This is a genomic window from Sphingobacterium multivorum (assembly GCF_900457465.1).
Taxonomy (GTDB): domain Bacteria; phylum Bacteroidota; class Bacteroidia; order Sphingobacteriales; family Sphingobacteriaceae; genus Sphingobacterium; species Sphingobacterium multivorum.
This window is the reverse complement of the sequence record NZ_UAUU01000002.1, coordinates 664460-678542: the sequence shown is the minus strand read 5'-3', so window position 1 is coordinate 678542 and position 14083 is coordinate 664460. Positions and strand designations below refer to the sequence as shown.

At 38.1% G+C, this 14083-nt stretch carries 13 protein-coding genes and 1 pseudogene; 9 read left to right on the top strand and 5 right to left on the bottom strand.

Annotated elements, in window-relative coordinates:
• Window positions 1-84 precede the first annotated feature (84 nt).
• Window positions 85-1740 carry a hypothetical protein gene (locus tag DTA23_RS03060; protein WP_256602690.1) on the bottom strand — a complete coding sequence of 552 codons (1656 nt, stop codon included), beginning with the start codon at window positions 1738-1740 and terminating at the stop codon, window positions 85-87.
• 8 nt (window positions 1741-1748) lie between these two features.
• Window positions 1749-2657: an OstA-like protein gene (locus DTA23_RS28405; protein ID WP_256602689.1), complete on the bottom strand. Its 909-nt coding sequence runs from the start codon at window positions 2655-2657 to the stop codon at window positions 1749-1751.
• Between the two features lie 54 nt (window positions 2658-2711).
• Here DTA23_RS28405 and tilS point away from each other — a divergent pair, with 54 nt between their 5' ends.
• The 5 genes and pseudogenes from tilS (at window position 2712) to DTA23_RS03035 (ending at window position 6595) form a co-directional block, all read left to right on the top strand.
• Complete coding sequence (gene tilS / locus DTA23_RS03055; RefSeq protein WP_112373792.1) at window positions 2712-4043, top strand: tRNA lysidine(34) synthetase TilS; 1332 nt, start codon at window positions 2712-2714, stop codon at window positions 4041-4043.
• Window positions 4044-4235: 192 nt separating this feature from the next.
• Window positions 4236-4730: a hypothetical protein gene (locus DTA23_RS03050; RefSeq protein WP_070560665.1), complete on the top strand. Its 495-nt coding sequence runs from the start codon at window positions 4236-4238 to the stop codon at window positions 4728-4730.
• Between the two features lie 289 nt (window positions 4731-5019).
• Window positions 5020-5139 (top strand): annotated as a pseudogene (locus tag DTA23_RS31025) (DUF4834 domain-containing protein); the annotation flags it as partial.
• Window positions 5140-5172: 33 nt separating this feature from the next.
• Window positions 5173-6276: a DNA replication/repair protein RecF gene (gene recF / locus DTA23_RS03040; protein ID WP_070560661.1), complete on the top strand. Its 1104-nt coding sequence runs from the start codon at window positions 5173-5175 to the stop codon at window positions 6274-6276.
• Window positions 6269-6595, top strand: coding sequence for a DciA family protein (locus tag DTA23_RS03035; RefSeq protein WP_070560660.1), 327 nt, complete (start codon window positions 6269-6271; stop codon window positions 6593-6595). Before recF ends, DTA23_RS03035 begins: the two co-directional genes overlap by 8 nt.
• A gap of 678 nt (window positions 6596-7273) precedes the next feature.
• On the opposite strand, the gene DTA23_RS03030 is transcribed toward DTA23_RS03035, so the two are convergent.
• From DTA23_RS03030 to sucC, 3 genes are all read right to left on the bottom strand, one after another.
• Window positions 7274-7894, bottom strand: a complete 621-nt coding sequence (locus DTA23_RS03030; protein ID WP_070560659.1) for an L-threonylcarbamoyladenylate synthase — start codon at window positions 7892-7894, stop codon at window positions 7274-7276.
• Window positions 7895-8042: 148 nt separating this feature from the next.
• Window positions 8043-9488 carry an asparagine--tRNA ligase gene (gene asnS / locus DTA23_RS03025; protein ID WP_112373791.1) on the bottom strand — a complete coding sequence of 482 codons (1446 nt, stop codon included), beginning with the start codon at window positions 9486-9488 and terminating at the stop codon, window positions 8043-8045.
• Window positions 9489-9811: 323 nt separating this feature from the next.
• Window positions 9812-11005: an ADP-forming succinate--CoA ligase subunit beta gene (sucC, locus tag DTA23_RS03020; protein WP_046674091.1), complete on the bottom strand. Its 1194-nt coding sequence runs from the start codon at window positions 11003-11005 to the stop codon at window positions 9812-9814.
• A 172-nt stretch (window positions 11006-11177) separates the two neighbouring features.
• Between sucC and DTA23_RS03015 the strand changes: the two genes are divergently transcribed.
• The 4 genes from DTA23_RS03015 to DTA23_RS03000 all read left to right on the top strand — a co-directional run bounded on the left by DTA23_RS03015 (window position 11178) and on the right by DTA23_RS03000 (window position 14077).
• Entirely contained in the window at window positions 11178-11828 is a 651-nt protein-coding gene (locus DTA23_RS03015; RefSeq protein ID WP_172462322.1) for an ABC transporter ATP-binding protein, read from the top strand.
• 29 nt (window positions 11829-11857) lie between these two features.
• Window positions 11858-12337 carry a hypothetical protein gene (locus DTA23_RS03010; protein WP_070560653.1) on the top strand — a complete coding sequence of 160 codons (480 nt, stop codon included), beginning with the start codon at window positions 11858-11860 and terminating at the stop codon, window positions 12335-12337.
• 77 nt (window positions 12338-12414) lie between these two features.
• A complete protein-coding gene (locus DTA23_RS03005; protein ID WP_070560652.1) occupies window positions 12415-12945 on the top strand; it encodes a hypothetical protein in 531 nt (176 codons plus the stop codon).
• A 127-nt stretch (window positions 12946-13072) separates the two neighbouring features.
• Window positions 13073-14077, top strand: coding sequence for a LacI family DNA-binding transcriptional regulator (locus DTA23_RS03000; protein WP_070560710.1), 1005 nt, complete (start codon window positions 13073-13075; stop codon window positions 14075-14077).
• Window positions 14078-14083 lie beyond the last annotated feature (6 nt).

Here is a 14083-nt window from a genome sequence, read left to right as displayed (position 1 = left end):
CGATCAGGAGATAGCCTTAAATTAAAAAAGCAGCGCAAAACAATTTGTTTTGCGCTGCTTTTTTGTGCGACTCAGTATTGACGGTTATTTAGCTTTTACTTTTGTTTGAATACTATCTTGAGCAGGTATTATCGCCGATTTATTGGTTGTTGAGTCAGACTTCGCAGCTGCTTTGTCGGTTGCGGTCTTTACATTTGTTTTTGTAGCGCTAACTTTATCCGTTGTTTCAGATGGCTTAGCTGTTTTGGTTACAGCGTTTGTTTTATTGTTTGCAGCACCCACCTCTTTTTCTTCCTCGAGCGTTTCGGTAGTACCAGCTTTCTTAGCGGCACCTTTTTGAGGAGTCGTTGTTTTATCGCCTTTTTTAATAGACTTCATTGTCCCGGATTCTTCACCTTCTGGTGCAGTCGGAACCGTAAATGACGCTTTTGAAAGATCCCTTTTTCGATTTAATAAATCATTTTTTGATTTAGGTCGATCTTCGGGACGCCAGGTGAAATTCGGAAGAAATTCTTTGTCGGCCGTGACTTCAGCAATGGGATAGACTTTGCCATCCACTTTTCGAATAGATACATATTCCTTCAACTTATTATCTTCCATCAAGATCTTGAAACGACTGCTTCGATCATGTACAAGCTCAGTGGTTACATTGGTCTTTTCATCAATATTGTAAAAGATATTTTCTGCATTGCCATCAACAAACAAACGTTCCATACGGTTATTGGTGAAAAAGCTGGTAATCTTACGGCCCTTAATCTGATTGAACTTTAATGAGTCGCTTGTTGCGTTCACCATGAAAGCATTACCGACGAGTAAGGAATTGTCCAATTTCTGATTCTTTACCTGTAAAAATATGGTATCTCCGGAGATTTGTGAGTTTTCGGCCCACATCATTGGTTTTCCCATCAGCCTGAACATCGAATCTTGCATACCATAATACATAGAATCTGCTACAGCCTGCAAGTCTGATTTAAATAATCGTGCATTATAGTAGGCTTTTATAATCCGTGTTTTAGCAGTATCCTGTGCGAGAGAATCTCTTCTATTCTCTTGGGCATTTTTTAAAGCTGCTCCCATCAATTTATCGGATTCACCGCCTTTGGGGATGATCGCTTTTTTACGCAAAACACTATCAGCCTTGAGGTTTTTTTCAATTTCTATCTTGTTTTGATCGCCGACAATAACTGGTGTTTTCTTTGGTGCAATCGGTTTTTTATTTATAAGTGTATCTTGTACTTTTTTAATGCTCTTTTCAAGAACCGGTTTGTCACTGTCTTTTTTAGACAAACTGTCTATTCCCTTGTGAAGGTTAACTCTTGTGTTATCTGATGTACCAGTAGAATCAACTGTTGTTGAGCTGGAATCCTGGTCACCATAATCGACTTCATTGTCATCTTCAATAGCCCCACCTTCACGATTCAATTTAAAATCTTTTGCAATATAATCTCGGCGAAATATCATCTGTGAGAAGAGGGTGTCGGCTGTCATAAAAACAGAATCGACTTGTGAATCAGCCTTAAGGGTTTTACTATTATCGCTTTTGATATTCTTACCTGGATGTTCCTTTTCTTCTAGAACAACTTGCGATGTGGCTTTATTTGATTTGAGTTCATCTTTGTTTTGTTCTTTTTCAATCTTCTTCAATTCCTTGGCTTCATTTTTTCGCTCTTTCTCCGATTTTTGTTGGGCAGGAGACAAAGAAGATACAGAATCTTTTTGTGTTGAATCTTTTTTGACCACCGAAATAATCAGGGTTTGTCTGTCATTGTAATGGATTCGTTCCTCCCGTTGTACAAACCAAATCCACCATAGGCGTAAAATTTGTCTAAGGTATCAACAAAGACCACATTTTTTACGGCTTTACCGATTCCCACTTGTCTATCGTAGAATAGGCTGTCTCCTTTAAGAAACTTTGTCCCTTCTGTGTAGAGGTTGTTTTTAGAGAAATAAGCCTGGCCCGTTGCCATATGGTATCGGCCTTTTTCAGTATACAGGTTTTCCCCTTTATTTCCCTTGATATTCGTGGGACCATAGAAATCAGTAATGCGTGTATTACCATTATATTTCATGGAGTCTGTGTAGACTTTTACATTGGTCGATCGAACCACAACTTTTTGATTGAAATAAGATTCCCCTGTATTTTCGAAATAAGTAGCTCGCTGGCTTGTAATTGTATCGCTTCCTGATAGAATACGCCCGCCGCTGTAATAATTGCCGATTTTACTTCGCATATTGTAGACAAGATGATCGGTCGTTAATACCGATCCACTAGTGCTGACCATTCGAACAGCGCCTGTAAGCGTAGCGAGCTGCATTGCTGCTTCATAATGTAATTTATTGGAAAATATCTGTGTACCGTCGGGTTGAGTAATGATTACGTTTCCAAAGGCTTCAAAAAATTGTCGGCCAATGTTGTCTTTATGTAAATAGCCACTATCTGATGATAGCGTTGAACCTACATGTTCATAGACTGGACGGTAAAACAAAATATTGCCGTCTTTCCCAGTAATAATATGGGATGACGAAAGAAGCTTTAGTTCATCCTGTTTCTGTGCTTGGACCGACAAGCCAGTTAAAATAAATACAATAAGTGTATAAATGTATTGTTTCACAAGGGCAAAAATATGGATTTTAATTGCTACTTCACTGGATTTCACAAATTTTAAGAGTTGAATTTATCATTCGGACAAAATATACCGTAACTTTGTTCTATGAATGTGCTGGAAAGACTAATGGGCTATATTGAAAAGGAGCATTTGTTGATGCCTCATGATAAAATATTGCTTACGGTGAGTGGGGGAAAGGACTCGATGTTAATGGCACATTTATTTGCAAAAGCAGGGTATACTATTGCGATTGCACATTGCAATTTTCAATTAAGAGGAACAGAATCTGATGAGGATGAAGCTTTAGTTCGGAAATTTGCAACGGAAAATAATGTTCCAATATACGTGAAGCACTTTGATACAAAAGCTTACGCAAAGGACCATCAGATTTCGATTCAAATGGCGGCCCGGGAACTTCGCTATACTTGGTTTGAGAAATTGCGACATGAACTGCAGTTCGATCGAATTGCAGTAGCCCAGCATCTGAACGATCATATCGAAACGGTACTCCTGAACCTTTCACGTGGAACGGGTCTCCAAGGACTCCAGGGTATTTTCCCTATCCGGGAACGCATCATTCGGCCACTACTTTTTCTGAAAGCAAGCGAGATTGAACATTTTGTTGATATGTATGGGATTGCTTATCGAGACGATCAATCCAACTTTTCAACAAAATATGCGCGTAATAAAATAAGAATTGATATCATCCCACATTTTAAAAAACTTCAGCCAGATTTTGAGATAGTCTTCGAGCAGAATATCAATCATTTTAAGGAATCTTATCAGCTGTTGCAGCAATTTGTGGAGCCTATCCGGAGAAAGCTGTTTTATCCTATAGATGAGGGCTGGGGAGTTCGGAAAGAAGACCTGGAACCCTATATGGATAATTTGCCTTTACTCTATGAGTTGTTTTCGGCTTTTAATTTCTCAAAGGCGGTACTAAGTGATCTTCAACAGGCTTGGACGAGAGAGTCTGGGCGTATTTTTCAATCCGATGCCTACCATATGCTCTTGGATAGAAATGAGCTTTTTATTCGTGAAAAGGAATTTATTTCTCCCGACGAGGCTTTAATCACCTCCGAAACTTCAACTGTGGAGTGGAAACACTATTGTTTTCATGCCAATGTTTCTGCGGATCTAGCTATCGTCAAAGCGAGTGAGGTTGCAAAGCTGGATTATGATGTATTAGTTTTCCCGCTCACGATTCGATCATGGAAAGTTGGCGACAGCTTTTATCCTTTAGGTATGGAAGGGCGGAAGAAGTTGAGCGATTTTTTTATCAATAAGAAGATCAGCTTATTTGAAAAAGAAAATATTCCGATCGTAGTGAATGGAAATGGAGATATCCTATGGGTAGCCAATTATCGCATGGACAATCGTTATAAAATTACCGCCAATACAAAAAAAGTCCTTACTTTAGTTTGCAAAACTGATTAGCAGCAAAAATTGCTGATGTTAATCAGCGCCAAGGGTCTCTGTTTTGAGAATTAATGCCATATGCTTGATAGTCCAAACAATGGGCCCTGGAGGTGACAAAATCTATAGAAGTAAAAACGAAGTTATTGAGAAGCTCTGCTATTAGAAAACAATGGTGTGAAGTCTCCAAATTAATAGCTAAATCTTAAGTAAATGAAAGAAGGTGTACTTTATTCGGAAAATCAATATTTAGGTCGTGACCGTGTTTGGATAAGCGTGCGTTTGGTGCTCGTACTTTTTTGCTTCACAGCATTTTATTTGAATTTAGACCATTTGATATCGAGTCAATTGTTCTTTATCGTAGGAGTAGGTATTATCATCACGTCCATTGTCATGATGTATATGGTATTATTCCGTACGGAAGTATTTCAAGACCATATACTGATTAGTGGACTATGGTCTACTCGTGTCGTCAAAATCGATCTTGCCTCTATTACAAAAATAGAAAAGGCGCCTTATAGCACATTCTTTTTCAATAATCCGGTTTATAACCTGCATACAAAAGGAAAGATTAAATTCTTTGCTGGTGGCAAAAATGCTGTTTTTTTAACAGATAAAGATGGTCTTACTTACGTATTGGGAACACAGCGCCAAGAAGAGCTCTATCGAATAATTATGGAAACAAAAGGGCGATTAGGAAAGTCTTAAAATTTGTTAATAAATTCTTATCTGACATTTTAAAGACAACAGTTTATCGAGTTATTGGTTAAATTTGAGAAAATAGCAACGAATTAACTATGGCATTTTTAAAATTTATACTTATTGCATTCGCTGTTTACTTTGTAGTAAGATTCTTATTTAGATTATTTTTACCATTTGCAATGCGTAAGGCAGCTGAAAAGTTGATGAAAAAGCGCAGCAGCAGGGTGGAGCATACGGTAGCCAAGGATCAGGCGGTAAATTTTATTATGAATTTAATGGTCAAGGACAACAGGAAAGTAAAAGGTCTCAGCCCGAAGGGAAGGTACATGTCGATTACATTCCACCGAAGGATGGCCCTGAACGTAAAGGGACTGAAACTGCTGGTGAGTTTGTGGATTTTGAGGAAATAAAATAATTTTTAGCAACCCAAATAGCGTATCTTTGTGCTATGTGGCTGAAGCAACTTTCTGTTCTGAATTTCAAGAATTACTCGGAATCATCTTTGGAATTTCTTCCCGAGGTAAATGCGTTTACAGGGAATAATGGTGTTGGTAAAACCAATCTTTTGGATGCGATTCACTATTTATCACTCTGTAAAAGTTATTTCAATCCAATTGATTCGCAGCATATCAAATCAGGTAATGACTGGTTTATGGTACAGGGTGAGTTTGATAAAGAATCAATTAGTGACTTCATTTCTTGTAGCCTTAAGAAAAATCAGAAAAAGCAGTTTAAAAAAAATAAAAAGGATTATCCCCGACTCGCTGACCATATCGGCTTATTTCCTTTGGTCATGATATCTCCCAATGATAGCATCATCGTAACAGATGGGAGTGAAGAGCGCAGAAAGTTTGTCGATAATGTGATTTCCCAGACAGATAATAAATATTTAGATACCCTAATTATTTATAATAAGTTTTTAGCCCAACGTAATAGTCTCCTTAAACAAGCGCGTCAAACCAGTGTATTGGATCTGGGCCTAATCGAAATTCTCAATTTTCAACTTGAAGAAGTAGGAAATATTATTTTCCAGAAAAGAAGGTCTTTTATGGAGGAATTTCAGCCAGAGTTTGATCGACACTATCAGTTCCTTACCGAGGATGCAGAGTCTGTTCACTTACACTATGAATCGCCTTTAATGGCTGATTCTTTTCTAAATATTTTGGAGAAGAATTTGGAACGTGACCGTATTCTGGAACGCACAACTCAGGGAATACATAAAGATGATCTGATCTTTACCATTCACGGTGGAATGCCCTTAAAAAAGTTTGGCTCCCAGGGCCAACAAAAATCTTTTCTAATTGCACTGAAGCTTGCGCAATATTCTTATCTACAACAGAAAAAAGGTTTTAAGCCTTTACTTCTTTTGGATGACATCTTTGATAAACTTGATGATCGCCGTACACATAAATTGATGCAGATGGTTTCAGAAGATGATTTTGGACAGATTTTCCTGACGGATACAGATTCCATGAGAATTCAGCGAATCTTTGACGAAATCAGCCGCCCTGTTCGTATCTTTGATATTGAAGGAGGACAAGTCAATGTATAAGAAGCAAACTAAAAAAAGCCTAGAATTCATTCGGTCAAGCGACGATATGACGATTAAAGAGGGGGTTGAGCGTCTTTTGGAGGCTTATAAGCTACGAAGGAAATTTGATGAAACTTCGATCGCATCTGTTTGGCCTCAATTAATTGGTAAGGCTATTGCTAATCGCACACAGCAGCTATATGTTCGTGATAAAAAACTGTTCGTACGGGTAGAGTCTGCTGTTATTAAGAATGAATTGGCGCTTATGCGAAGACAAATTCTAGGAAGAGTAAATGAATATGTAGGTCACGTCATTATTGAAGAAGTCGTGATTTTATAAAACCTCCTTTCATGTTAGAGCAACTCTTTTAATATTTTTTTCCTATATCTGAGGCTAGTGCCTTAAAACTTTTCTCAAACTTCGAGCGTATTGAATTAAAACGAGTATTCTCATTGACGCGACAGCAGAAGAGGAATGGAGCCCAACGATCAAACAGTTTGAAAAGCAACCGGTCGGAAATGCACAGGTTAGATTTGTCCAAGGTGAATTGTTTTGGATTGTTTTTTCCTGGAAAACTACTTATAGAAACAAAGCGCAGAATTGACCTTTTCAACATAGCGATAAAAGGACGGATAGCATATAGTTCTTAACTTTCCACAGGGATCTGTTAGTATAGCTTTTTTATAAACACGCTATTTAACAAATTTGTCGATGACCGCTAACTTATACACATTTTTATGTGTATAACTACTTAGTTTTGCACATTTTGTCATTTTTTGGAAACCTTATACTTTGTGTTATTAACAATTTCATGTTGATAAGTGGTTACTTGTGCACATTTTATGTTGATACGCATAGGTCATTAAGCTACTTATTAACATTCTCTATGTTAATAAGTAGCTTGTTTTGTTAATAAGTATGTTGACGGGAGTAGTTTATGCACAAATTACCAACAATGACGCTGGGGAAAATTTTGCAAATAGGTCAGTATGTAGAATTTCTATTGAAAGTTGGTTTTTATAGGAATTGCTCCAAGTCACCTTTTCCTTCACGAATTACTTCAAAAGTTCCTTCTGTAAGATCAACCACGGTAGATGCGACATTATCGCCATAACCGCCATCTATAACAGCATCAACTAGATCTTCGTATTTTTCGTGAATTAATTCTGGATCGGTAGAATATTCAATAATTTCATCTTCATCGTGAATGGAGGCTGTCACAATAGGGTTGCCTAATTGTCTGACAATTTCACGAACAATATTATTGTCTGGAACACGGATACCCACGGTCTTCTTTTTGGAACTTAGGAGCTTAGGGACTTTAGTTGTTGCGTTAAAAATAAAAGTAAAGGGTCCTGGCAATGCTTTTTTCAATACACGGAATACGGAGGTATCGAAGGATTTTGTGTACTGCGAAATATCTGTTAAATCATAGCAGATAAATGATAGGTTCGCCTTTTCTGGTTTTAGCCCCCTAATTTCACATAAGCGTTCTATGGCTTTTTGTTGCGTGATATCACAGCCAATACCGTATACGGTATCGGTAGGGTAGATAATTACACCACCACGGCGAAGAATATCAACCGCCTGTTCTATTGCCCTGGGATTGGGGTTATCGTTATATATCTTAATGAGCATTTTTATTTTTGTTAAGCACCTGAATTAGGTCTAATCTCAGGCCCTATTGTAGGATGTCAATAGGGCAATGGTTATTATCTGCATTCAGATACACTATATATAAAAGAACAACAGCCAAAATATTTTGTTTTGGCTGTTGTTCTTTAGATTAAAATTCTGCGTTTTTCGGTGTGCGCGGAAATGGTATTACATCGCGGATATTTGTCATTCCGGTTGTGAATAATACCAAGCGCTCAAAGCCTACACCAAATCCTGAATGTGGGACTGAACCAAAGCGTCGTGTATCCAAGAACCACTCCATTTCTTCTGCAGGAATACCAACTTCAGCCATGCGATCGAGTAAGCGATCAAGATTTTCTTCACGTTGCGAACCACCGACCATTTCACCAATACCTGGAAAAAGAATGTCCATGGCACGGACTGTGTTTCTTCCTTGTGCATCCGGCTCATTTTGCTTCATATAAAAGGACTTGATTTCGCGTGGATAGTCTGTTAAGATAACAGGTTTTTTGAAGTGTTTTTCCACCAAATAACGTTCGTGTTCCGATTGTAAATCAGCTCCCCAGTCATCAATTAAATATTTGAATTGTTTCTTCTGGTTTGGTTTGCTACGCTTTAATATTTCAACGGCATCTGTATAGGTTACGCGTTCAAAATCGTTTGTTAAAACAAAGTTCAATTTCTCTACCAGGTTTAATTCTGACCGTTCCGCAGCTGGTTTTGATTTCTCTTCTTCCATTAAGCGATTTGTTAAGAACTCAATTTCTTCTGGACAAGTTTCCAAAGCGTATTTGATGACATATTTCAGCAAAGCTTCGGCCAGATCCATATTGTCTTCCAATTCATAGAAAGCCATTTCTGGTTCGATCATCCAAAATTCGGCTAAGTGACGTGTTGTATTTGAGTTTTCCGCTCTAAATGTTGGGCCGAACGTATAGATGTTTCCAAAGGCCATAGCGCCAAGTTCCCCTTCTAATTGGCCTGATACAGTAAGGTTCGTCGATTTCCCAAAGAAGTCTTCTTTGAAATCGATATCTCCATTTTCTTTACGTGGCGGGTTTTTTAAATCCAAGGTTGTAACCTGAAACATTTCTCCAGCACCTTCCGCATCCGAACCTGTGATGATCGGTGTATGCATATAGACAAAGTCATTTTCCTGAAAAAACTTGTGTACTGCAAATGCTAAAGCATTACGCACTTTGAAAACCGCATTGAATGTTCCGGTACGGAAACGCAAATGCGCAATTTCACGTAAAAATTCTAAGCTATGCTTTTTGGGCTGTAATGGATATTTTTCGGGATCAGAGTCGCCAATAATACTAACTTCTGTCGCTTTAACCTCAACTTTTTGCCCTTTACCCAGTGATTCTACCAATTGACCTTTTACGCGAACTGCTGCTCCAGTGGTGATCCGTTTTAAGATATCTTCAGGTGTATTTTCAAAATCGACTACTGCTTGAATATTATTGATTGACGAACCGTCATTGATTGCTATAAACTGATTGTTACGGAAAGTTCTTACCCAACCTTTAACAACGACCTCTTTGCCAAATTCTGTGGCATTCAATAGTTCCTTTATTCTTGTGTGTTCCATCTTAATTTTTGGAGATTGACTTGTAAAAGATGCTTTGTTAGAAAAGCAATACAAAAATAAGCTATTCTGTTGGTTTATTGGTTATAAATGTTGATTTAATTCACTTGAAGATGGTTCGTTAATGTGCAAAGGAAAAATATTTTCTGAAATAAAGATGGGTGAAAACGCAAAGCAGGGGAAACGACACATAGCTCACTTTGCTATGAAATATCGGATCGGTAGGAAGTGCTTTTTTTTCGTTGTGGCGTACAGAAATAGCCGATAGAAACAAAAAAGCGCGGATTATAACTAATCCGCGCTTTTTGTTATGATGATTAAAGGAACTAACCTTTTAATACTTTTGTTACCAATTCAGCAGCTTCTTTCAATAAGATTGCGGAATAAACTTGTAAACCGGACTCATCAATTAATTTTTTAGCCTCTTCAGCATTCGTACCTTGAAGGCGAACGATGATTGGAACAGGGATGTTACCGATTTCGCTGTAAGCATCAATTACACCTTGAGCAACACGGTCACAACGAACAATACCACCGAAGATATTAATTAAGATCGCTTTTACGTTAGGGTCCTTTAAGATGATATTGAAACCAGCCTTTACAGTTTCAGCGTTAGCAGTACCACCTACGTCCAAGAAATTTGCAGGTTCACCACCAGCTAATTTGATGATGTCCATTGTAGCCATTGCTAAACCAGCACCATTTACCATACAACCTACGTTACCATCTAATTTAACGTAGTTAAGGTTTGATTCACCAGCTTCAACTTCCGTCGGATCTTCTTCAGTTACGTCACGCATAGCAGCGTAATCTGGGTGACGGTACAAAGCGTTCTCATCAAGATTTACCTTCGCATCAACTGCTAAGATCTTGTCGTCTGAAGTTTTTAATACCGGATTGATCTCAAACATAGAAGAGTCTGTAGAATCGTATGCTTTGTAAAGAGCAGCAACAAATTTTACCATTTCTTTGTGTGCAGCACCAGAAAGACCAAGATTGAAAGCAATTTTACGTGCTTGGAATCCTTGTAAGCCTACTTTTGGATCGATTTCTTCTTTGAAAATCAAGTGTGGTGTTTTTTCTGCAACTTCTTCGATATCCATACCACCTTCTGTAGAGTACATAACGATGTTACGTCCTTTAGCACGGTCTAATAATACAGACATGTAGAATTCTTTTGTTTCGCTCTCGCCTGGATAATAAACGTCTTGAGCTACCAAAACTTTGTTTACTTTTTTACCTTCAGGTCCAGTTTGAGGCGTTACTAATTGCATGCCAATGATGTCAGTTGCTCTTTGTTTGACTTCATCTAAGTTCTTAGCCAACTTGACACCACCACCTTTACCACGGCCACCAGCGTGAATTTGAGCTTTAACAACAACCCAATCAGAATTGTAGTCTTCTTTCATTTTTTTGGCCGCTTCCACAGCTTGCTCTGGAGTATCTGCTACGATACCTTCCTGTACGCGCACACCAAAGCTCTTTAGTATTTGCTTTCCTTGATATTCGTGAATGTTCATTTGCAAAAATATTTGGCGTAAAAATATAATTTTTTGGGGGATAAGACAAGGGATAAGTTGCTCTTTTATCTATTTTTTGACATTTAGACAAAATAAAATGGCTGGAATAGAGAAATAACAGCTTATTTATTCAAACTCGTGGTATCGTAAATTTATTTATCTTTGTCCTATGATGTTACATGCCAAAGGAATTCACAAAGCTTATGGATCATTACCAATTTTGAAAGGTGTTGATATCGCTGTTGAAAAAGGGGAAATCGTCAGTATTGTTGGTGCCTCAGGAGCTGGAAAAAGTACACTGTTGCATATTATTGGTACCTTGGATAAGCCTGATCAGGGAACAGTTTTCATCAATGGTGTTGATGTTCAAAAATTGAATGCTAAAAAGCTCAGTGCTTTCCGTAATGAACATATCGGTTTTGTTTTTCAATTTCACCATTTGCTGCCTGAATTTACGGCCTTGGAAAACGTATGTATTCCAGCTTTTATTCAGGGAAAAGGGAGATCCGAGGCGGAAGCTAAAGCAAGAGAATTGCTGGAATTATTGGGGGTTTCTCATCGTATTGACCACAAGCCCGCTGAAATGTCTGGCGGCGAACAACAACGCGTTTCTGTGGCCCGCGCTTTGATCAATGATCCTTCCATTATTTTGGCCGATGAACCTTCGGGTAATCTTGACTCAGAGAACGCGGCAGCTTTACATCAATTGTTTTTTGATCTTAGACATAAATTTCAACAGACATTTATTATCGTTACTCATAATGAGGAGCTTGCCCGAATTTCGGATCGAACGATTCATATGCGCGATGGGTTAGTCGTGTAACAGTAATCGGGATTATAATTATATTTTTAATGAAGAAAATACTCATAACTTTCGGGACCAGACCTTTGGCGATGCGTATCGCTAAAAGACTTGGGACTGATTTCGAAATATTATATGCAAGTTCAGAAGATATTCCCGAATTGCTTTTAGCCTCAGGGAAATATGCTAAAATTCCAAAAGGTCTTCTTCCTACTTTTGCGCATGAGATACTCAAATTAAGTTTAGACCAAGAGGTTGATTATGTTTTGCCTCTGGGTGGTTTTGAGCTGGAGCCATTGTCCACTGCCAAGGTTTTATTTGAGGAATATCAGATCTCCGTTCTTGTCCCCGATAAACAGCAGCTTGAAACTATTCCTGTTATGGAAAATCCACCTGCTGAATTGCCTTATAAACTCCTTTCGAAGGGGAACAATTTATTGGATTCGACGAGATTTGACAGGCCATTGGATGGATTGTTTGTCACTTCGGATTCAGGCGAGGACTTAGCGCTAATCTGTGTGTCCAAATAGAATCTTATTGTTGTGGCCAGTGTCATTAAGGTTTTAACGATGTCGACACAACCCTTAATTTTAAGCTTTTACTTATCATGATGTTTCCAGAAGATAAAAAGGTATATGTTTTTGAATTGGATGATGTTGTTTTTCCTAAAAAGGATTACTTACTTCAAGTATATTATCTTTTTGCTAGTTTTATAGAATTTACAGAGACTGTTCCTGCGCAAGCAGATTTGGTTCAATTTATGAAAAATCACCTTGAGCATCAAGGTGAGTATTTATTGTTCGAACATGCGCAGCAAACTTTTGGATTTGATCCAAAATATAAAGAGAATTTTGAGCGGCTTCATGTCAATGCAATTTTGCCGCTACGGTTACATTTGTTTGATCATATTAATACGCTGTTTAAGCAATTAAAAGCGGCAGATAAACATGTATGTATTTTGACGAAAGGAAATCCGCTAGAACAACTCAATAAAGTTAAATTTGTGGATTGGGGTGAATATGGGGATGATATAAAGGTTTATTTTAAAGATGAACTTGTTTTTAGGGAAATTGATCCATTGGAGTTCCTCGCCAAGGAGTTTACCGTTGAAACGGCTGCAATTCAATTTGTAGACTAAGTTTACAGTCAGTATCTTTGTTGAATCTACCAACAATAATTGCCATTAAAGTCGTTGTCGATATTGTTGAGAAAAAATTATGATTAGGGATATAAAAGCCCTATTTTTATATAAAGCCCTTGGATTTATGAATAAAGTGAACAAGCCTGCCACGATTAAAGAAATTGCCAAGAAGCTCAAAATCAGTCCTTCGACAGTTTCTAGAGCATTGAATGATCACCCAAGTATTGGACTGGTAACAACAATGCGGGTTAAAAAAATGGCCGAAGAATTGAATTATGAACCCAATCAGACGGCTATATTCTTCAAGCAGCGTAAAACTTTTACGATTGCTGTAATCTTACCGAGTTTGTCTGAACCGTTTTTTTCTTTCGCCATTAGTGAAATTGAAAATGTTGCATCAGAACACCGATATACAGTTCTGATGGGGCAATCCTTGGATGATCCTGATCGGGAAGAGCAAATTTTAAAAACATTTAAAAACCATCGTGTTGACGGGATTTTAATGTCTATAGGTAAAAAGACGACCAATTTGGAATTTATTGAGAAGTTGGAATCGTCCGGTATCCCGATTGTTTTCTTTGACTGTGTGCCTAGTTTACCCAATATCAATAAAGTACAAAGTGATCTTTCTACGGGTATGAACGAAGCTGTGGACGCCTTCGTAGCCCGTGGACACAAAGTTATCGCGCTTGTAAATGGGCCGAAAACACTGCCCGCTAGTGAAGACAGAAAAGTAGCTTACCTATCGGCAATGAAAAGGAATGGGATGGATATTCTGGAGAAGAATATCATCGAAACGGATTTGAGTACGGAAGGAAACGAGAAAGCGATGGATCATATATTCGCGATGTCTGAGCGGCCTTCAGCCATTATATCTTTTAATGACTTTGTTACACTTGATTTGATGAAAGCAGCCAGACAAAAGGGGCTTGTCTTAAATCAAGATATTTTCTTTATTAGTTATGCCAACTATCCGTTATGGCAATATATGGAAAATCCGCCAATGGGACGCATAGAGCAATTTCCAGGCATGCAAGCGCGTAAAGCCGCTGAAATCTTATTTGAACGCATTGACAATACCGAAATTGTCGATCAACAGATCGTCTTTAAGTCACGATTGGTTATGTAATCGCTA